This window comes from Pedobacter sp. KACC 23697, from assembly GCF_045348445.1.
Taxonomy (GTDB): Bacteria; Bacteroidota; Bacteroidia; order Sphingobacteriales; family Sphingobacteriaceae; genus Pedobacter.
This window is the reverse complement of sequence record NZ_CP157485.1, coordinates 429,606-449,815: the sequence shown is the minus strand read 5'-3', so window position 1 is coordinate 449,815 and position 20,210 is coordinate 429,606. Positions and strand designations below refer to the sequence as shown.

20 protein-coding genes are annotated in these 20,210 nt (G+C 36.4%); 18 read left to right on the top strand and 2 right to left on the bottom strand.

The features are described 5' to 3' along the window. Position 1 precedes the first annotated feature (1 nt). Positions 2 to 409, bottom strand: coding sequence for a hypothetical protein (locus ABEG20_RS01685; protein WP_406825691.1), 408 nt, complete (start codon positions 407 to 409; stop codon positions 2 to 4). Positions 410 to 564: 155 nt separating this feature from the next. Then, positions 565 to 1,131 (bottom strand): hypothetical protein, encoded by a 567-nt coding sequence (locus ABEG20_RS01680; RefSeq protein ID WP_406825690.1) that lies wholly within the window; start codon positions 1,129 to 1,131, stop codon positions 565 to 567. Positions 1,132 to 1,621: 490 nt separating this feature from the next. Between ABEG20_RS01680 and ABEG20_RS01675 the strand changes: the two genes are divergently transcribed. The 18 genes from ABEG20_RS01675 to ABEG20_RS01590 all read left to right on the top strand — a co-directional run bounded on the left by ABEG20_RS01675 (position 1,622) and on the right by ABEG20_RS01590 (position 20,160). Then, positions 1,622 to 2,059: a hypothetical protein gene (locus ABEG20_RS01675; RefSeq protein ID WP_406825689.1), complete on the top strand. Its 438-nt coding sequence runs from the start codon at positions 1,622 to 1,624 to the stop codon at positions 2,057 to 2,059. A gap of 437 nt (positions 2,060 to 2,496) precedes the next feature. After that, positions 2,497 to 3,312, top strand: coding sequence for a polysaccharide biosynthesis/export family protein (locus tag ABEG20_RS01670; protein WP_406825688.1), 816 nt, complete (start codon positions 2,497 to 2,499; stop codon positions 3,310 to 3,312). After that, entirely contained in the window at positions 3,312 to 5,720 is a 2,409-nt protein-coding gene (locus tag ABEG20_RS01665) for a GumC family protein (RefSeq protein WP_406825687.1), read from the top strand. Before ABEG20_RS01670 ends, ABEG20_RS01665 begins: the two co-directional genes overlap by 1 nt. Positions 5,721 to 5,796: 76 nt before the next feature. Next, a complete protein-coding gene (locus ABEG20_RS01660) occupies positions 5,797 to 6,303 on the top strand; it encodes a UpxY family transcription antiterminator (RefSeq protein ID WP_406825686.1) in 507 nt (168 codons plus the stop codon). Positions 6,304 to 6,505: 202 nt separating this feature from the next. Next, the gene (asnB, locus tag ABEG20_RS01655; protein ID WP_406825685.1) at positions 6,506 to 8,293 is read left to right on the top strand and encodes an asparagine synthase (glutamine-hydrolyzing); all 1,788 of its coding nucleotides are present in this window, start codon (positions 6,506 to 6,508) and stop codon (positions 8,291 to 8,293) included. Further along, positions 8,283 to 9,434, top strand: a complete 1,152-nt coding sequence (locus ABEG20_RS01650) for a glycosyltransferase family 4 protein (protein ID WP_406825684.1) — start codon at positions 8,283 to 8,285, stop codon at positions 9,432 to 9,434. The genes asnB and ABEG20_RS01650 overlap by 11 nt, the downstream gene beginning before the upstream one ends. 33 nt (positions 9,435 to 9,467) lie before the next feature. Then, entirely contained in the window at positions 9,468 to 10,322 is an 855-nt protein-coding gene (locus tag ABEG20_RS01645) for an ABC transporter permease (protein WP_406825683.1), read from the top strand. Positions 10,323 to 10,433: 111 nt separating this feature from the next. Beyond that, complete coding sequence (locus ABEG20_RS01640) at positions 10,434 to 10,805, top strand: four helix bundle protein (RefSeq protein ID WP_406825682.1); 372 nt, start codon at positions 10,434 to 10,436, stop codon at positions 10,803 to 10,805. A gap of 48 nt (positions 10,806 to 10,853) precedes the next feature. Then, positions 10,854 to 12,128 carry an ABC transporter ATP-binding protein gene (locus ABEG20_RS01635; protein ID WP_406825681.1) on the top strand — a complete coding sequence of 425 codons (1,275 nt, stop codon included), beginning with the start codon at positions 10,854 to 10,856 and terminating at the stop codon, positions 12,126 to 12,128. Next, positions 12,125 to 12,919: an FkbM family methyltransferase gene (locus tag ABEG20_RS01630; protein ID WP_406825680.1), complete on the top strand. Its 795-nt coding sequence runs from the start codon at positions 12,125 to 12,127 to the stop codon at positions 12,917 to 12,919. The genes ABEG20_RS01635 and ABEG20_RS01630 overlap by 4 nt, the downstream gene beginning before the upstream one ends. Positions 12,920 to 12,932: 13 nt before the next feature. Then, on the top strand, positions 12,933 to 13,874 hold the full coding sequence (locus ABEG20_RS01625) for a DUF6492 family protein (RefSeq protein ID WP_406825679.1): 942 nt from the start codon (positions 12,933 to 12,935) through the stop codon (positions 13,872 to 13,874). Then, positions 13,871 to 14,734 (top strand): alpha-1,2-fucosyltransferase, encoded by an 864-nt coding sequence (locus ABEG20_RS01620; protein WP_406825678.1) that lies wholly within the window; start codon positions 13,871 to 13,873, stop codon positions 14,732 to 14,734. The genes ABEG20_RS01625 and ABEG20_RS01620 overlap by 4 nt, the downstream gene beginning before the upstream one ends. A gap of 13 nt (positions 14,735 to 14,747) precedes the next feature. After that, a complete protein-coding gene (locus ABEG20_RS01615) occupies positions 14,748 to 15,719 on the top strand; it encodes a glycosyltransferase family 2 protein (RefSeq protein WP_406825677.1) in 972 nt (323 codons plus the stop codon). 12 nt (positions 15,720 to 15,731) lie between these two features. Then, positions 15,732 to 16,676, top strand: a complete 945-nt coding sequence (locus ABEG20_RS01610; RefSeq protein WP_406825676.1) for a hypothetical protein — start codon at positions 15,732 to 15,734, stop codon at positions 16,674 to 16,676. 2 nt (positions 16,677 to 16,678) lie between these two features. After that, a complete protein-coding gene (locus tag ABEG20_RS01605) occupies positions 16,679 to 17,104 on the top strand; it encodes a cupin domain-containing protein (RefSeq protein ID WP_406825675.1) in 426 nt (141 codons plus the stop codon). Beyond that, positions 17,101 to 17,859, top strand: coding sequence for a class I SAM-dependent DNA methyltransferase (locus ABEG20_RS01600; RefSeq protein ID WP_406825674.1), 759 nt, complete (start codon positions 17,101 to 17,103; stop codon positions 17,857 to 17,859). Before ABEG20_RS01605 ends, ABEG20_RS01600 begins: the two co-directional genes overlap by 4 nt. Further along, positions 17,856 to 18,974, top strand: a complete 1,119-nt coding sequence (locus tag ABEG20_RS01595; protein ID WP_406825673.1) for a DegT/DnrJ/EryC1/StrS family aminotransferase — start codon at positions 17,856 to 17,858, stop codon at positions 18,972 to 18,974. Before ABEG20_RS01600 ends, ABEG20_RS01595 begins: the two co-directional genes overlap by 4 nt. Continuing rightward, the gene (locus ABEG20_RS01590) at positions 18,958 to 20,160 is read left to right on the top strand and encodes a glycosyltransferase (RefSeq protein ID WP_406825672.1); all 1,203 of its coding nucleotides are present in this window, start codon (positions 18,958 to 18,960) and stop codon (positions 20,158 to 20,160) included. The genes ABEG20_RS01595 and ABEG20_RS01590 overlap by 17 nt, the downstream gene beginning before the upstream one ends. Positions 20,161 to 20,210: the final 50 nt, after the last annotated feature.

The following is a 20,210-nucleotide window of genomic DNA, read 5'->3' as shown; positions in this document are numbered from 1 at the left end:
CCTAAAGTTTATTTCTTTTTCTGATGATGAGTATGCCGAAGAGCCCTGCTGCTGCACCAAAAAGCCAGGTATGATCATCGAGGTCGCATTCTACCATAGTGAAAGTACCGGCTGAACCATATCTAAATGAGCCAAGCAAACATACCCTGGCACCTAATACATCCAAACCGAGCGTTCCATCGCAAATAACACATGATGAAGCAGTAGCGCTGGGTGTCCAACTACAATAATTAGTAGATAAACCTACTGAAGGCGAGTTATTGAATAGTTGAGATGAACCTAATACCTCAAGTGCGTTAGAAGTATAAACCCTATTATAATAGGGTATGAAACACCCCGAAGCTGAGCCTTGAGCAAAGGAGCATTCATAGGTAAGAAAGATCAAAACGAGCAGGCAAAAACTTTTCATACACCATAAAACTGATGCACTAATTTACGCCTGCCGATAACTACAAACTACGTTCGTTTTGTTCAATAATTATTACTTTCCTCATCAAGCACTTACTACCATTCCTATTTTAGGATGAACAGATATTAGAAAATAATAATTTTAGGCTATTATAACTATATTATTGCTCTCTTACGCACACACAAAAAGCCCGTAATACTAATGGAAACAACCAATATGGAAGTATAATCATCTATAGGTAAATTATTTGGCTGGCTGGCACATGGATAATTTGGATCAGCATCAGCATAATATGCAGGATCATTGTATCTGTAATCTACCTCCTCGTTACTTTCTGCACCACCACTATTACTAACATAATTAGCAGGAAGGGAAGCTGCTGTTGCACACCTGCTACTGTAAGTTGCTGTAATCTCGTTAGCGGCACTATAAGATACATTAGAATTAGTGGCGGCAACATACCTGCTACCCGAAGGGTATATATTTATATAACCGCACCTATAGCCGGCATAACCATTTCCATTAATTATGGGTACAATAGTGGCCGAACTGGAACTATAAACTCTTACAAATTGATCTGAATGCCCATTATAAGTAGCTGTTCCTAAAAATTGTGTTGCGACAGAATTCCCCAAGTTGCAGCCCTTTCCAGTGGTTTGAGCAAATAATAAATTAAAAAAAGATCCTAAAAAAAGGATTGAGATAGACAATAAAAACTTCATAAAAAACCTATGTAGTATTTTTTATACTACAATATTTTGCAAATATTGCAAAATAAGAAGTGATAAATATTGTCCAAAACAGCCTGGTTTTAAAAAAAGACATAAAAAAAATAAACGATAAAGTTGTTTATCTGTGCAATTTGTTACAAAATCTGTTTCAGGAATGTTTAGAGGCATATTTTGAAAAATGCAGTGATCGAAAACTTATTATCAATCTATTGACAATTATCATGAACAAAATGAACAGCCTTTATCAAGCTACACATGCTAACGCCATTTTAATCAATTATCTGGTTACGCATTTATATTGATTTTGATTACACAATATAGTTGATCTGGATCAAAAAAAACTTTATCAGCGAGGCGAAAAAAAAAATATATCAATTTTCATCTTAACTTTGCATGTCATATAAATCAGCCTAATACCTATTATAAATTTCAGATGCGTATTTTTTTTAATTTAGCTCTTATATCTCTTTCTTTAACTTGTTTGTGCGTTGCCAATGGTTTTGCTTCCATACCTGTTTCTTCTGTACCTCCGCCTCCTCAGGGCTGTTTAGTTGGATCGAGAATGTACACGCATTATTTACGTAATGTATATGTGTACGACCCCAATAATTCTAATAATGTAAATGAGTACCGCTATATCTTCGGGTCTGACTACTCCGTACCACAATCATGCGTCAGTGGGGGAAATGTTTTTTCCGGACCTAGCCCAAGTGGTTCCGGCACAGTTCAGATTGGTTGCGATTTAGATAAAACTGATTATGCATCTACCGTGCACAACCCATCTTACGAAAATTTTACTGTAAATTGCCCGTTAGATGATCATATTGGATTGTTGTTAGTTTCCTCTGTTGCATTAACGCTTTTCTATTTTAAAAAGCCCAAACAAGATGCTTCTGATTTAAACCAAATGGCTAAATAAACGCGTATTTTAGCAGTGAAGTTTATTATCGGGTTTCTGTTAATACCATATGATCATCATGCAGCAATCAACAGATAAGATCATAACCGATTTCTAAAACATTTGCATCGAATTATATATCATTCAATCAGTTCCATTATCTACAGAAAAAACCGTACAATTCAGCAAGAACACTTTCCGGTTGATCTATATCAATTTAAAAAACTACCCTGGATTTAATTACGTTTATTAATTAATCTTTAAATTGAAAAATTAAGAATTGAAAGACGCTGTTTATAAGGATCATATAAAATTAAACGTAAGAAAGATCAAATATTTTGCTTTGACGTTTTAGATCGTAATAAGGCACCTCTATTCTAAATTAATTTTTTTTAAGCATCTTTACCGTATATTTTTGCAGGTGTGCCCAACCTTCAATTTACATTCTGACTAAGACTATGATCCCAACAAAAGCAATTTTAAAATTTCTTTGTTTTTTATCTATTAGCATTGCACTAGCCAGCTGTGCTGCCAGAAAGGAACATAGTCTGTTTAATGCTCCAAGTGATATGGTTACCGATACCATTAAACAGGTCTACGTAGTAAATGATCAGGGGATTAGTGATGCCTATTATAAAATAAAGGTGAACGACCAACTGGCCATCCGAAACTTGCAAAACAAGGAATTTGGGGCCAACCCAGCTACCAACAGCAGTACAATGAGTAACCAAACCGCAAGTGGGTCTATTAACAACACCCTTTCTTACCTGGTCGATGTTGACGGTAAGGTAAATCTTCCGGCTATCGGAAAAGTGGCGGTATCAGGCCTCAGCAGAAGGGAAGCAGCCATTAAAATACAGGATTTATATGCTAAACAATTACTTCGCGATCCTATTATAGAACTCAGCGTAGTTAATTTAAAGGTTACTTTATTAGGAGAATTTAGCAGGCAGGGAAATTTTTTACTGGAACGCGAAAACACGACCTTAATTGATATTATTGGTGAAGCGGGAGGTATTAGTAAAACAGCAGACCCTAAAACCCTTAAAATCATCCGTGGTGATAGGAGTCACCCGGAAATCATTTATGTCAATTTGAACGACATTAACAGTTTAGCCAGCAAAAAACTGGTTCTTCAGAATAATGATATTATTGTACTGCAACAAACCAAGAGCTCGGCGCTGAGCGAAAAGCTAACCAGTGTGAATAATATTGTGCAACCTTTTCTTGTTGTAGTTAACCTGGCCGTATTAATCTTTACCCTCACCCGCTAATGGATCAAACTAACCCAACCGAAAATAGAAAGTTAGCCAGCCAGACCATTAACTATTGGAAAATCGCCTTGATTTTTCTCAGCAGATGGTATTGGGTGGCCGGAACAGTGCTGATCAGTTTTGTATTGGCCTGGTTGTATGTTCGGAGTATCACCCCCATCTATATTACTTCTGCCTCACTAAAGTTAGATGACAACCAACAGCAACAAATAAACTCACTTCCTGGATCGCCATTAAATTATCGTCCCTTTAATCAAAACCAGATCCAAACTGAAGGTATTATCATGCGTTCGGAAGAAGTAATTTTAAACGCATTAAAAAACCTGGATTATAAAATCAGTTACTATTTGGAAGGCAGGGTACGTGTAACCGAACTTTACCCCAAACAACCTTTTCAGGTTGATATTCTGACTCAGGATTCGGTTAATTTTAGCAGGGCTACCTATTCTGTTAAACCAATAGATCGCCAAACCTTTGAACTATCAAGTAGCGATGATAACAACAAGGATTTAAAAAAATACCATTACGGACAAGCCGTAAATGCCGGAAATATGGTATTTACCATTAAAACCGAAATCCCTGCCAATGGAAAGTACAGTTTTAAATTTAACGGGATCAGAGATTTGTATGGCAGGGCTGCCGGTGGCTTAAATGTATTTGAACAGGAGAGAAACACCAATATAATGGGGGTTACCCATACCGATAGTAATCCTGTTTTTTCTGCTGATATACTCAACGAAATCATTAAACAATATGTTAAGAATGATGCTACACTTAAAAAACGATCCGCAAAACAAACCATAGATTATCTGGATAGCCAGATTGCATTTTTAGATGAACAGGTGCATAAGGCGGGCAACAAGCTCTCGAGTTTTCAAAGTGACAATAAACTCATTGATCCCAATACCGACAAGCAATTGGGAAGTTCTAAACTCAGCAATCTACAAAACCAGGTTGCAGAATTGCAACTGCAGGAACTTGGCATCCAACAGTTGGAAACACAGGTTAAAAACAATAGAGACCGGATACAACTTAACTTAAACTTAGAGGGTACAAACAGTACACTGTTAACGGGTTTAATTACACAGCTTAATGGACTCATTATCACCAGGGAAAATAAATTACAGAATTTTAATGCCGATGCTCAGCCCATCCAGGATATTAACCGCCAAATTAATGAAGTAAAGCAGGCCATTGTAACCAATATCCGTTTGTTACATGAGCGTAATCAAAAAACCATTAATTACCTGAGGGGACAAATTGGCCAGGCCAACAATACTTTAAGCAGCATTCCGGCCAAACAGAACGATTTTGCCAAACTGCAGAGTAATTTCGACATCAACCAACGCATGTTTTCGATGTTGTTTGAACGAAAACTCTCCGCACAGATCAGTTCTGCTGCAGTAATTTCCGGCGCTACCATTATCAGCCTGGCACAGCCATCTTTCTTTCCGATTTCTCCTGTGCCAAAGAAAATTTATTCTTCTTACCTGTTTATGGGCTTATTTACCGGTCTGGGTTTAATCCTGCTGGTTAGAATATTAAATCCTTATTTATACGATATCGAAACAATTGAGGGTTTAACGGCAACACCTATTATCGGCGTAATTTTAAAATATCCTAAAAAAGTACAGCCAGGCGAAAGTGTTTTATCAATAGAACGTCCAAAATCTATATTTGCCGAATCGGTCAGGTCTGTAAGGACAAACCTGAGTTTCATGGCCAGCGATCAGGATACCAAGGTTATTTGTATTACTTCTGAAGTTTCAGGAGAAGGGAAATCATTCGTTAGTTTAAATCTGGCGGGTACGCTATCCATTATCGATAAAAAGGTAATTCTGATTGCAGCAGATTTGCGTAAATCTAAACTCCACTATGCCTTTGGTTCCGACAATCACATTGGTTTAAGTAATTATCTATCTAAACAGGCTGATTTAGCCGATATTATATTTACAGATGAACGGCACAATATCGATTATATCACTTCTGGCCCGGTACCTCCAAATCCTTCAGAACTCCTCCATCACAAATCGATGGGAATACTGATCGAAAAACTTAGGGAAAGTTACGAGTACATCATTATTGATACTGCGCCGGTTGGCTTGGTTTCAGATTCTGTACCACTCATCAGAAAAGCCGATATCAATCTCTTTATTATCCGTTCAGGCGTTTCTAAATTCAGAGCAGCCACTATTCCCGATCGTTTATCAAAAGAATATGGCCTAAACAATATTGCCATTATCCTAAATTCATTTGGGGATGAAAAATTACATGCAAATATATATACCACCAATTATGCACACAGCAATAGCGGAACATATTATTATTCCAATTATACGGGATATGGAAAAAGCGGCTATTACGATGATGAGAAAAGCTGGTGGGAATTTTGGAAAAAAAAGAGTTAGATCGCTAATAGTTTAGCGCATTTAAACGGAAAAAAAGCGCAGAAATTAAAAAAGATTCAGGATAAGGTTAAGCCAAATGATAGATCAAAATTACAGGTGGTATCCGGTTTATACACATTCGAGAGCAGAAAAAAAAGCGAACGGAGAACTGAAAAGAAAAGGAATCCAAACTTATTTACCACTTAAAAAGGCAGTTAAGCAGTGGAGCGACCGTAAAAAAATCGTAGAAGAGCCCTTGATTAAATCTTATCTATTTGCGTATATTTCGGCGAGAGAATATGCAGAAGTTTTGATGACGAATGGTGTTGCCAGATTTATTTATTTCTCTAACCGGGTCGCTTCTATTCCCGACCAACAAATCCATGACCTTAAGCTCTTGCTCGCTACAGATGCCGATCTGGAACTTATAGATTATGACATTAAACCGGGGGAAAGCGTATTGATTAAGGCAGGGCCTTTTAAAGGCATGAGGGCAGAATTGGTATCGGTACATCATAAACAACGTATTATTTTACGTTTACAGGATATGGGCTATTCGATTAATATCAATACTTCGATAGCTTTTATAGAGCCGATTTTGTAATGAAAATGTAAGAGGGAGGATGGAATGTGGTGTATGTGAGCAAAGATGGCAAAAGTGCCATTAACAGCGTTTAAATGCTGATAAATGGTATTTACGCTTATTTATAAAGACAATTAATCGGTCATTTTTTGAAAAAATCATGTGACTGAAGAGGCGAAGCTGTATCTGGTGCAGAGCATACAGTTTAAATTTATACAAAAAAATGTGTCGCATAGCAGGCATCATCAATAGTAAAAAATCATCTGAAAGCGTTAACCGGCAGGTACAGGCCATGTGCGATAGTATGAAACATGGTGGACCTGATGACTATGGCCTTTATGCTGTTGAAAATATGCCCATATGTTTGGGTAACCGCCGCTTAGCTATTTTAGACCTGAGTTCAGCCGGGCACCAGCCGATGTTGAGCCATAAAGAAGACCTGGTGATTACCTATAACGGAGAAATTTACAATTACCTCCAGATTAAAACCGAATTAATCAATTTAGGTTACATATTTAAGACAAAAACAGATACAGAGGTAATCATCTATGCTTACCAGCACTGGGGAGAAGCAGCTTTTGAAAAATTCGATGGTGTTTTTGCATGCTGTATTTTCGATAAACGGGAACAGTCTGTTTACCTCGTTCGGGATCAAAACGGAATAAAGCCACTTTATTATCATTTTGATCATGAAACTTTAACCTTTGCATCAGAAGTAAAAGCCTTCGCGCATGCAGATATTTTACAAGAAAATGATCATTGGCGGATCTATTATCTTGCTTTTGGCCATATCCCTGAGCCTTACACTACCCTTAAAAATGTGTATAGCCTGGGCAAAGGCTGTTTTCTGAAATATAACATCGGCAGTGCGGAATACACTATCCAATCGTACCATGAGTTTGAAAGCAATATGCGCATTAACAACGAAAGCTACGCGATAGAAAGAATCCGCGAACAGCTTGGTTATTCGATCAAGCAACAAATGATTTCTGATGTTGATTTGGGTGTATTATTCAGCGGCGGTCTTGATTCGAGCATCATTACCATACTGGCCAATCAGTACAATCACAATCACTTATCAAGCATTTCGGCCAATTTTAATGAAATAGATTTTTCAGAAAAAAAACAGCGGAATAGCCTGCTTCAGAAAATGAATATTCAAAAAATTGAGCAGCTTATTACCTATCGCGATTTCGTACAGAATTTCGAAAATGTTTTAGCCGATATGGACCAACCTACAAACGACGGGATCAATACCTGGTTTGTGTGCAAAACAGCAAAAGCACACGGAATAAAAGTGGTGCTCTCGGGTTTAGGTGCCGATGAACTTTTTGGAGGCTACCCATCCTTTGACCGGATACATAAAATACAAAACCTGAATTGGCTGAGTAAAAGCGTGTTACGAAGTATGCGATTCTCTAATAATATTAAGTTTAAACGGCTGTATTACCTTAGTTTAAACTCTCCTATTGGCGAATACCTGTGTTTGAGAGGAGTTTATTCACCTGATGTGATTGCAGATTTACTGGACACTGATATGAAAACAGTTATCGACTGTCTCGAAGAGATTCCCCTTCACCCCAGCATCAAAAAAACCAGTAACGAAACCCGGGCAAGCTGGTATGAGTTTAACATGTATATGCAAAATCAGTTGTTAAAAGATACCGATTTTATGAGCATGAGCCATGGCGTTGAGGTAAGGGTTCCATTTCTGGACAACAATTTTATCAATCTCGTGCTTTCGATCTCCAATGATATCAAGTTCAGTTACGAACAGAAAAAAAAACTCCTGGTAGAAGCTTATAAAGAAGATCTGCCGGTAGAAACCTGGAAAAGATCTAAAATGGGTTTTACCTTTCCTTTTCAGGAATGGATGAGAAAAAGCTGCGACATTGCCGACCCATCACGATATGCAAATAAAAGGGCAAAATCGCTTATACAAAACTTTGGAGAAAACAAATTACACTGGAGTTCTGCATTAGCCTTATACAGAATATATCATGCCAACTAGGGTATTATTTTTAACGCTTAAAACTTTTAGCTTTACCGGTGGCATTGAGAAGGTTTGCAGAAGTTTATCGCGTGTGTTATACGATCTGAGCGAAGAAGAACTTGTTCAATCGACAGTATATTCCATGTATGACAAAAATGCCGACCGCGATTCCAGATACCTGAGCAAAAACCAATTTCGGGGCTTTAACGGAAACAAAGAAAGATTCGTGGTACAATCTTTTTTAAGTGGGCTAAAAGCAGATGTGATCTTGTTAAGTCATATCCATTTGATCAATATTGTTTATTTCATCAAAAAATTACATCCTCATAAAAGAATCTATTTATTGGCCCATGGAATAGAAATCTGGAAAAAGCTTTCAGACACCAAACTTAAGATGTTAAATCAGTTGGATAAAATTATTTGCGTAAGTCAGTTTACAGCAGATAAGATCATGGAAATGCATCACATTCCTTCAGCTCAGCTTGAAGTGTTAAACAATTGCCTTGATCCATTTTATTATCTGCCCGGCGATTACGATAAACCACAGATTTTATTAGATCGATATCATTTAAATCGCAAAAATTTAATTCTGTTCTCCCTGTCCCGGTTGTCTTCCTCAGAAAAATATAAAGGATATGACCATACCATTGAGCTGCTGCCAAAACTATTGGAGGAATACCCCAACCTGGTTTATGTGTTGGCCGGCAAATGGGACCTTGTAGAAAAAAAACGGCTAGATGATTTAATTGCCATAAACCACCTTCAGGAGCATATCAGACTGGTCGGTTTTATTGATGAAGCCGAACTTACCGAACACTTTTTACTGTCTGACGTTTTTATACTCCCGAGTAAAAAAGAAGGATTTGGAATTGTATTTATCGAAGCCATGGCCAGCGGCCTCAGGGTAATTGCAGGGAATAAGGATGGCAGTGTAGATGCCCTTCAAAACGGAGCACTTGGATTATTGGTTGATCCGGATAACCAGGAAGACATACTGTATGGTATTTCTATGCTGTTACAACATCACCAAAGTGATGAGGATAAAAAAAACCTTCAGGAAAAATGTATGCAGGCATTTGGATATAAACAATACTTAAAATCCCTGAGAAACCTGTTGCTTAATGGGAAAATTAGTCCAACTCCGGTTGAAGTTTATTGACAGTATTGAACATGAAAAGTAACCAAAACTGATATGCTTAAAGAAGAGCAAGAGTGGACCATTGAGTCGAAATCTTCTTTATTGGATCTCAAATTACATGAAGTTTGGGCCTATCGCGATCTTCTGGTATTATTGGTCAGGAGAGATTTTGTTTCGTTTTATAAACAGACCATTTTAGGTCCGCTTTGGTTTTTTATCCAGCCCCTGTTTACCACCATCATTTTCACCTTTATCTTTGGCAACCTGGCAGGTATCTCAACCGATAGTTTACCCAAGCCTTTATTTTATATGGCCGGAATTACCGCGTGGAATTACTTTGCCGATTGTTTAACCAAAACCTCATCCGTTTTTAAGGACAATGCAGGCATTTTTGGGAAGGTATATTTCCCCAGATTAATTATGCCGCTCAGTATTGTGGTAAGCAATTTGGTCCGTTTTGCCGTACAGATGGCCTTGTTGCTGATTTTAATGGCTTACTATTATTTTTCAGGTGCTCATTTTGGAATCAGCTGGGCCATTTGCCTCTTCCCTGTCATTATTATATTAATGGCATTATTGGGTTTAGGCGCAGGAATGATCATCTCCGCCATGACCACTAAATATCGGGACCTCGCGTTTCTCATCAGTTTTGGCGTGCAGTTATTGATGTATGCCACTACGGTAATCTATCCGCTCTCTGAAGCCATTAAAAAATACCCTTCGTATGCCTGGATCATTCAGTATAATCCAATGACACCCATTATAGAAACATTCCGTTATGGCTTTCTCGGCGAAGGAAGTTTTAGCTGGTTTAGTTTGGGCTACGCCACAATGGTAACCATAGCTTTACTGTTATTTGGTACGCTGGTTTTTAATAAGGTAGAACGGAATTTTGTAGATACGGTTTAGATGGTTAGAGAGGTTAGTGTTTAGCATACCATATTTGTTTTGAGTTTTACAGAAAATTTCATATATTCATTTCAATCATCCCTTATTTATCCATCTATTAAAATAAGGAAAATGTACACCTATTCATTTGAGAAATTAGAAGTTTGGCAACTTGCGAGAAGTTTAAGAAAATCTATTTATTTGTTAACACCAAAATTTCCGAAGGAAGAAACTTTCGGATTGGTTAGTCAGCTGAAGAGATCTGTTAGCAGCATTGGCGCTTGTTTAGCTGAAGGTTCTGGAAAAATTACACCGAAAGACAAAGCTCACTATACCAATATGGCTTACACTACTACGCTCGAAACATTAAATCATTTAATCGCAGCTTTGGATCTTGATTATATCACACAAGAAGAATATTTATTACATCGATCAAAAATAGAAGACATAACGATTAAACTTAGTGGACTTAGAAATTCACAGATTAACAAGTCTAAACCATAATTAACTAACCACTAACCTTTTTCTGATAAACACTAACCCCCTAAACTCTTGTCGAACATCGCTATAAAAGTAGAAAACCTAAGCAAAGCCTATCAGTTGGGGCAGATTGGCACTGGTACGATCAGTCGCGATCTGGAACGTTGGTATGCGAGGATTCGTGGCAAGGAAGACCCTTTTTTACGCATTGGTGAAAGTAATGATCAACATACCAAAAGTGAAAGCGATGTGGTATGGAGTTTGAAAGATATCAATTTCGAAATTGAACAGGGTGATGCGGTTGGAATCATCGGCAGAAATGGGGCTGGCAAAAGCACTTTACTTAAAATACTCAGCAAGGTGACCGCGCCTACTACCGGTAAAATTTCTGGTCGTGGCCGCATAGCCAGTTTGTTAGAAGTAGGCACAGGTTTTCACCCGGAGTTGAGTGGCCGGGAAAACATCTTTTTAAATGGCGCCATTTTAGGCATGCGAAAAAAAGAAATCCAACGCAAACTGGATGAAATTGTAGATTTTGCCGGGATAGAAAGATATTTGGATACACCGGTAAAACGATATAGCTCCGGGATGTATGTTCGTCTGGCCTTTGCTGTTGCTGCCCATCTGGAAAGTGAAATACTGATTGTAGATGAGGTACTTGCCGTGGGAGATGCCGAATTTCAGAAAAAGTGTTTGGGCAAAATGGGCGAAGTGAGTAAGGGCGAAGGTAGGACGGTATTGTTTGTGAGCCATAATATGGCAAGTGTAAAGCAATTATGCCAAACTGGGTTTTTACTAGCTGACGGAATGATAAAAGAAAGTGGTAAAATTGAAGATGTTAGCAATATTTACCAACTTAATTATGCGAATTCCCTCAATAGTTACTTTTCCGAGGGAATAAGTGATTACGCTGTTGGAGATAGTCATGTAGTACTCAAAGAGCTAAAAATAGTCAATGAAAACATGGAAGATATCAACATCATACATGTATCTACAACTATTGGATTTTTAATTACCTATGAAATAATTGATATTGAATACAAGCCAGATCTTTCGTTTTTATTGTCAACGACGAATGAAGAAAAAGTTTTTCATGCCGTTAAACAAACGAATGACTATACCTTAGGCATCCATAAATGGGTTGTCTGGATACCCAAAGATTTATTAAATGATTTATCATATATTTTTACGCTTGGCATAACGACCTCTAACCCTTTCTACATTCATTTACAACATGATATTTCTTTTGAAGTAATGGAAGATTTTGACTCGGATACACGAAAAGGCAATTATACTGACAAATTTCATGGAGTTGTGAGACCCAGTTTAAATTGGATCAAATTATGATTATCGAGGCATCAACAGAGGCAATAAATAAAGTTACCGAAATTGCAAATGAATTATTCGGTTATAGTAATATTCAAACTATTTTAGAATTTGGTTCCAGATATGGCGAAGACACAATTGAATTCGCTAAAATTTATCCGAGTGCTCAAATTTATGCATTCGAATGTAATCCGAATACTTTGGATAAATGCAGAAAAAACATCGAAGACTATTCTAATATCATCTTAACTGAAAAAGCCATTTCTGACTCAGATGGTAAAGTTTCATTTTTTAAAATAGATAAAAATAAAACGATAACAACATGGGAAGATGGGAATCAAGGTGCTTCATCCATGCTCAAATCATCTGGTCAGTACCCTATAGAGCAATATGTTCAGGAAGAGATAAAAGTTGATAGTATTACTTTAAACACTTTTATTAAAGAAAAAAATATAGCTCAAGTTGACATTCTTTGGATGGATATACAGGGTGCAGAATTAATGGCTCTCCACGGTTTGGAACGAAATATCTCAATAGTGAAGCTTATCCATTTAGAGGTTGAGTTTATGGAAATTTACAAAAACCAACCGTTATTCAAAAAAATCAATAGTTTTTTGAAAAGCAAAAACTTTACCTTAGTTGGTTTCACTAATTATGGTGAATATTCTGGCGATGCAATATTTCTAAATAAAGAATTTGCAACTAAAGTTAAAGTCAGGCAATTATTTGAAAGATTCTCATTGCTACGGCGCAAATCGAAGATTAAAACATTCTTAGCAAGAATTTTTAACAGACTTAAAAAATTATTTTAAAACCCAAATTGATTTGGTAGCCTTTTTAAAAAAGTATAATCCCATTAGTGTAAGTATTTATTTACTACTTCGGCTATTAAAAAAAATCAGGGGATTTCATGAGAACTACAGGATTTACGCACCTAATTTTACAAGTAAAAGGGATTTACTGTTATGGCGACTGTCTGTGTTGAATCCTTTAATCAACTATGATGTTAATTTCCGTAAAAAAATTTTTAGCGAAGTACCAATTGATGTTTTTATTCCCGTATCTATAAAAGATATTCATCACCTGACGCAGGTTATTAATGGGATAAATAAATTTGTAAAACATCCTATCAATAAAATATTTGTTGCGGCAAATCCAGAACAATCTATTCTCAATATTTGTAACAGCCTTAAATTATCTTTTATAGATGAAAAAACGGTTTTGGGTTATGACAAAACAATGATAAAATATATAGTCAATGGTATTGACAGATCTGGCTGGCTCTTTCAACAGCTACTCAAACTAGGTGCAGATAAAGTAGTAGAAATGGATAACTTGTTAGTTATAGATGCAGATACAATATTTATAAAGCCTAAAGTTTTTTTTCATAACCGGAAAGTTATTTTAGACCACTCAACTGAAAGACATATGCCCTATCATATAACTTATAAGAAAATTCTTCATCATGAAACCACTTCTTTACTCTCCTTTATTACGCACTACATGATGTTCAATAAAGAATTTTTAAATAATTTGAAAACCAAAATTGAAATTATTCATAAAAAATCTTGGGATCAGGCTATTCTTGAAAATGTTGATTATAATGATGAATCTGGATTTTCGGAGTATGAACTTTATGGAAATTATTTATTGAACAGCGAGAAAACAAAGATAAAGAGGGAATATTGCTTTAATGCAACCTCTTTCCATGATGCAAATAATAGTTTTACCAAAACTGTATCTATTCATTCCTACGCTCAGATATGATTGGAGTTGAATTACAAGGCAGACTAGGCAATCAGCTATTCCAGTATGCTTTTGCTTACGCTACCGCTAAAAAACTGGGTTCCAGGTTTTATTTTGATAGGCGGCTTCAATCCTTATTTATTCCTAAATATTTTGAACAGACATCAGATATCTTCTATTACCTAGATCAAACTATTTTTTCTGTTAAAGGATTTGATGATTTTTTTTCAGTTTATCTCAAACAAAAATTTTATACCCTGTTAAGAAAAATCCTGAACTATGAGGAAGTTTATATATCTGATCAGTTAGATCCGAAGCTTGAAAGCTTAAAACTGAAAGATCAAAAATTATTTACAGGCTTTTTTCAATCGGAGTATTATTTCGCTGCATACAAGGAAGAAATAAAAGCTAGGTTTACGATTAAAGAAAAATTTCAGACAGATTTTAGAAATATATTTGATGATTTGCCCAGAGGCTACAAATATGTGGTTATTCATGTTAGGCGATCAGATTATTTTCATTATAACATACAATTACCGGCATCTTATTATCACGATGCAATTTCAGCCATTGAAAGTAAAAATAATTACTACATCTTAATTAGCGACGACACAGCATTTTTAGAATCCGAATTTGGATATTTAGATAATAAATATATTTCACGGTCAACAGAAATTATAGATTTTCAGTTTATGATGCATGCTGATATCTGTATTATTTCTAATAGTACTTTCAGTTGGTGGGGAGCTTATTTAAATATTAAAAATGCACGTGTATACGCACCTGACAAATGGTTTCCAGATTTTGGAAAAATAGAATCCCCTTGCGCGATTTTGTTAGCTGAATGGAATCTTATCCGGGTTAACGGCGCGCATTTATAACAGAAATTAAAAAATGAAAACTGTTTCCGTTATTATTCCAACCTATAACAGGGCATTATTCATAAAACAGACCCTGGAAAGTTTTGTACTTCAAAACTATCCAAATATGCTCGAAATTATTGTAGTAAATAATAACTCTACAGATCATACATTAGCTGTAATAAAAGAATTATCCGCAAAATACCCAATAATAAAATATTACGAAGAACAAAGGCAAGGTGTACATTATGCGCGCAACACAGCAATTCAGTATGCAAAAGGCGAGGTATTGTATTATACAGATGATGATATGATTGCGGATCCGGATTTATTAACAAACCTGCTTCAAACTTTCGAAGTTAATGATAAAATTGCAGTAGTGAGTGGGCGGGTATTGCCAAAATGGGCCATTACACCGCCGAACTGGATACTAAAGTATTGCCTGAATGCCCATTTAAGTCTCAATCTGGACGAAACTCCTTTAATTATCTCCGATCAGATGATCAATATTTTTAGTTGTCATGAAGCAATTTTAAAAGAAGCAATTATTAAGGCTGGTGGCTTTAATCCGGAAAATACCAAAGGTGAATGGATTGGAGATGGAGAAACTGGTTTATCCATCAAACTGCTCAATCTGGGTTATTTGCAGGCCTATAATGGTTCATCCATTATTCGCCATATTATTCCCGAGACGAGGATGACGCAACGTTATTTGAATAAAAGGTTCGCCAACCAGGCCAATTGCGATAGTTTTACCATTTACAGGGCCGCCAATGGCTTGAGCAATTCAAAATTGTTCGCTAATATACTTCGTAATTTTATGACTATTTTATATAAATCGTTAGTTACCCCGTGGCACTTTTTAAGGGCCAGGGATAATTGGAGAATTACAATGGCACAGACTTTTTATCACATCAACCGCATTACTTACGACCTAAAGCTGATGACCAGGCCTCAAATGAGAAATCTTGTATTGAGAGATAACTGGATTGACCTCAATAACTAAATGAAAGAAAATATGACATTGAAGTCTATCACATTCTTTATGCTGGTAACCAACCGAGACTGTATGTTTGGAGATTATGGTATTAAAAGCTTTGAAAAAATATACAACAGACTTAACTATATTGAAAAACAAAATTTTAAGTTATTCATTTATTTAAATGCCCTCACTCCAGAAAATCTTAATGAATATGCAATAAAGTGGGCTGCATATCCTTATGTTCAAATATTTGACAATACAGAAAAAATCAGGACTAAAAATTTCGTTGCCGGCGAAACGATTACGTCTCCTGAAGGAATTGATCGTGTAAGAGATGATGTCAATGAAAATTATGATGAACTCTGGACTTCAGAACTTTCCAAATTTAATACAGATTACATTGCAACTGTTGATGCTGATTTTGAGGTTTTAAACCCTGAATTTTATTTTCATTTATTGTTGGCTTTACAAAATCCAGATTGTATACTCGCCAGCACCTGTTATAATGAAACCGCATTTTGTTTTGATAGCTATTCAGGAAGAAATATGCATTTGTATGAACGGAACCACACCTGGTTCTGCATTTACAAAAAAGAAGCATTTCAACTATCCAAAAGATCCCATTTCTATTATGAGGAAATCCGTGATGGTGAAGTGCATGCATTTGATTCTGCGGCCTATTTTCAAAATGAATTAAGAGCATTACCCGGTAAAAGGTTTCATCACCTCCCCTATCAGTATCGGTCAGATTTTATTCATTATGGAGCCGGGTCGAAAAACATTTCTATTAATAAGTTTAACATTTCCTTTTACCGTAAATTAATAATCAGCTGTAAAATTGGCCCTATAAACAGATGGACAAACACAAAAATTATTGGTTTACTGAATAAAATAGCCAGAAAAGTGATCTCAAAAATCTTCTGGAAAAAAATGAATTCAATAAGCGCTGAAAGAAGTAAATTTATTTTTAATCAGGTTTAACTATGATAGAAAGCGTTACCACCGTAGAAGGATTGCTACTCGCACTGATCATCCGTTCAAATTTCCATAAGGAAGGGATAGTTTTCTTTACCCCACAAGATTATTCGCAACAATTGGGATACATGAACCGACCTAAAGGATATGTTATCTCTCCCCATGTCCATAAATTAGTAGAACGGAAAGTAACCCTTACTCAAGAAGTACTATATGTGAAATCCGGCAAAGTACGGGTAGATTTTTATAATGATAATCAGGTTTATCTTGAAAGCAGGACCGTTGAAACCGGAGATGTAATTTTGCTGGCCGCCGGTGGACATGGTTTTGAAATGTTAACATCATCAGAACTTATTGAAATCAAGCAAGGTCCTTACTGTGGGGAAGAAGACAAAGTACGTTTCGATCATATTCCTGACAATATCAAATCATGAACGAAAACTTCAAACTTTACAGTCAGTATTATAACCTGTTGTATTGCGATAAGGATTATCCTGCAGAAGCGGCTTACCTAATTGAACTAATTCGGGAGTATTTCCCTAATGCCAAAAATATCATTGAACTGGGATCTGGCACAGGAAAACATGCATTAATCTTTGCAAAAGAGGGATTCTCTGTATTGGGACTTGAGCTTAGTGAAGATATGCTCAATATTGCAAGGCAGAATAAAAATGAGAGGCTGAAGTTCAAAAAAGCTAACATTTCTGATTTTAAGGTCGATCAGCAGTTTGAAATTGCACTATCGTTATTTCACGTCATCAGTTATTTAACCGATAATACAAGTTTGGTCAAAACTTTTCAACGTGTTCATGAGTCACTTTGTGAAGGCGGATTGTTTATTTTCGATGTTTGGCATACGCCGGCAGTTGTATTCCAGATACCAGAAGAACGGACTAAAAAATTAAGCAACGATCAGATTCAGATTATCAGAAAAGCGACACCATCTATTTTTTCTGAAGAAAATATAGTTGAAGTAAACTATGACATTCTAGTCACTTCCTTAACAGATAAGGGCCAAATATCTATTCAAGAGACCCACCCAATGCGACACTTCTGCAAAAATGAAATTGACCTGCTGGCTTACGCCACAGGGTTTAAAATTTTAAAAAGCGAAGAATTCTTAACCAAAAACACCCCTTCAAATTCGACATGGGGAGTGGCATACGTGCTTAAAAAAATGAATTCATGAACCCGATCCAGGTAAATACGCCCTTACTAAAAGGGAATGAGCTAAAATACCTTTCAGAATGTATAAATACGGGCTGGATAAGCAGCGAAGGACCATTTGTTGCCGCATTTGAAGAAAATTTTAGCACTTACCATAACCGTAAGCATGGAATTGCTGTAAGCAATGGCTCTGCAGCATTAGATATTGCTGTAAAGGCCTTGCACATTGGTGCCGGCGATGAAGTAATTATGCCAACCTTTACCATAATTTCTCCGGCGCAGTCTGTAACCGCTGTTGGTGCCATTCCTGTTTTAGTAGATTCAGATCAGCAAACCTGGAATATGGACGTAACTCAGATAGAAGCAAAAATTACGGCCAAAACAAAAGCAATACTTGTAGTACATATTTATGGTTTACCTGTAGATATGGAACCCGTTCTTCAACTTGCAAAAGCATACAACCTGAAAGTTATAGAAGATGCTGCAGAAATGCACGGACAAACCTATAATGGAAAAAAATGCGGATCATTCGGAGACATCAGTATTTTTAGTTTTTACCCTAATAAACATATTACAACAGGAGAAGGTGGTATGTTGCTAACAGATGACGATCAGTTGGCCGCCAGATGCAAAAAATTGCGTAACCTTTGCTTTGAACCTGATGGGCCAAGATTCGTCCATCATGAATTAGGTTGGAATTACCGGATGACCAATATGCAGGCAGCACTTGGCTTAGCGCAACTGGAACAACTAGAAAAATTTATCAGCATAAAACGGAATATGGGTTCAAACTATCAAAAGGCCCTTGCTTATTTAGAAAGTAAAGAATACCAATTACCTATTCCCAGCACATCATATGCAGAAAATATTTATTGGGTTTTTGGAATAGTGGCACCAACTGAAAATAAAAAACAGGATTTGATTGATCATTTAACAAGATATAAAATCGGTACAAGACCATTTTTCTGGTGTATGCATGAACAACCTGTATTTAAAAAAATGAAATTATTTGGCGGCGAACGTTACCCTGTAGCTGAAAAATTAGCTAGAAATGGCTTTTATCTGCCTAGTGGTTTAGGTTTAACGGTGGATGAGCTCAAAACAATCATAACCTGCATTCATGAAAAAATTGTTTAAAATAGGTGTTTGGCACTACAAGGGCGGGAGTTATGCAAACGGTGGTGCATTTGCTTATACGCAGGCATTACATGAAATTTTAAGTAACAATTCTTTTCCAGATACAGAAATTGTTCATATTGGATACAACATTGATCAAATTTCTTCATTAGGGTCAAATGCATTGTCACTTACTCCCATCCACAGTACCAAATGGCTAAAATTACTCAACTCCGTATGTATCCGGTTACCATTTTACGGGATGAAATTAAGCCATAAAATCAAAAAAAACTATAATAATAAATTAATCAATAAATTAAAGCGGGCCGGAATTGAAGTCATCTACTATATCAACCCAGGAATCGAGATTGACAATTTTCCACATATATCAACTCTTTGGGATCTTGGGCATATTTCTATGTTTGCCTTCCCTGAAGTAAGTATGCACGGAAAGCTTGAAAGCAGAATGGAAAACTTAAATCGCGACATCAATAAAGCACTCATTATTTGTGCAGAATCAGAAGCGGGAAAAAAAGAACTGATCCGTTACTGCCCTGTTAATCCCGACAGAATCCACGTAATACCCATGATTCCTGGCCCGATTGTAAATGTTCAAATTGCCCCCGAGCAGGTAGATTTGCTAGCAAACGACGAATTCTTCATTTATCCGGCCAAGTATTGGCCTCATAAAAATCATTATAATCTGCTGCTTGCTTTTCAAAAATTTACATCTTACTTTCCAGAGGTAAAACTCGTATTTACAGGGGCAAACCAAAATAATATCGATTACATCAATCATGTCATTCAAGACTTAGGTCTCGAAAACAATATTATTCAACTAGGCGTGGTAAACCTACAACAACTGAAATGGCTATATAAAAATGCTGTTTCACTGGTAATGCCAACTTTTTTAGGTCCAACCAACATGCCGTTGGTTGAGGCTTACTATTTGGGATGCAAAGTAATTTGTAGCCGATTAGACGGGCATATTGAGCAACTGGGTGAAGCAGCACGGTATTTTGATCCCTTAAATCCAGACGAAATTTTTGCCCAAATGAAAAACCTTTACGAAGAATCAACTAAATATCAACAAAAAGCTGTAGAAATTCAGTATACCGAAAGCGCGACCATTGCAGCCCTAACTTCTCTTTTTCTGAAAGCAAAGCACATCAAAAGAACTTGGGGTACAGTAGATGAAATTTCATAACTTTGGAAAAAAGGATTTTTTTTATTTCAAGTTCTCTTTGTCCATCAAGT

Excerpts from the sequence above, each read along its gene's own strand:
- ABEG20_RS01605 (WP_406825675.1), top strand. The coding sequence starts at position 16,679 with ATGATAGAAAGCGTTACCACCGTAGAAGGATTGCTACTCGCACTGATC.
- ABEG20_RS01595 (WP_406825673.1), top strand. The coding sequence starts at position 17,856 with ATGAACCCGATCCAGGTAAATACGCCCTTACTAAAAGGGAATGAGCTA.
- ABEG20_RS01650 (WP_406825684.1), top strand. The coding sequence starts at position 8,283 with ATGCCAACTAGGGTATTATTTTTAACGCTTAAAACTTTTAGCTTTACC.
- ABEG20_RS01630 (WP_406825680.1), top strand. The coding sequence starts at position 12,125 with ATGATTATCGAGGCATCAACAGAGGCAATAAATAAAGTTACCGAAATT.
- ABEG20_RS01665 (WP_406825687.1), top strand. The coding sequence starts at position 3,312 with ATGGATCAAACTAACCCAACCGAAAATAGAAAGTTAGCCAGCCAGACC.
- ABEG20_RS01600 (WP_406825674.1), top strand. The coding sequence starts at position 17,101 with ATGAACGAAAACTTCAAACTTTACAGTCAGTATTATAACCTGTTGTAT.
- ABEG20_RS01620 (WP_406825678.1), top strand. The coding sequence starts at position 13,871 with ATGATTGGAGTTGAATTACAAGGCAGACTAGGCAATCAGCTATTCCAG.
- ABEG20_RS01670 (WP_406825688.1), top strand. The coding sequence starts at position 2,497 with ATGATCCCAACAAAAGCAATTTTAAAATTTCTTTGTTTTTTATCTATT.
- asnB (WP_406825685.1), top strand. The coding sequence starts at position 6,506 with ATGTGTCGCATAGCAGGCATCATCAATAGTAAAAAATCATCTGAAAGC.
- ABEG20_RS01590 (WP_406825672.1), top strand. The coding sequence starts at position 18,958 with ATGAAAAAATTGTTTAAAATAGGTGTTTGGCACTACAAGGGCGGGAGT.
- ABEG20_RS01660 (WP_406825686.1), top strand. The coding sequence starts at position 5,797 with ATGATAGATCAAAATTACAGGTGGTATCCGGTTTATACACATTCGAGA.
- ABEG20_RS01640 (WP_406825682.1), top strand. The coding sequence starts at position 10,434 with ATGTACACCTATTCATTTGAGAAATTAGAAGTTTGGCAACTTGCGAGA.
- ABEG20_RS01685 (WP_406825691.1), bottom strand. The coding sequence starts at position 409 with ATGAAAAGTTTTTGCCTGCTCGTTTTGATCTTTCTTACCTATGAATGC.
- ABEG20_RS01680 (WP_406825690.1), bottom strand. The coding sequence starts at position 1,131 with ATGAAGTTTTTATTGTCTATCTCAATCCTTTTTTTAGGATCTTTTTTT.
- ABEG20_RS01615 (WP_406825677.1), top strand. The coding sequence starts at position 14,748 with ATGAAAACTGTTTCCGTTATTATTCCAACCTATAACAGGGCATTATTC.
- ABEG20_RS01645 (WP_406825683.1), top strand. The coding sequence starts at position 9,468 with ATGCTTAAAGAAGAGCAAGAGTGGACCATTGAGTCGAAATCTTCTTTA.
- ABEG20_RS01610 (WP_406825676.1), top strand. The coding sequence starts at position 15,732 with ATGACATTGAAGTCTATCACATTCTTTATGCTGGTAACCAACCGAGAC.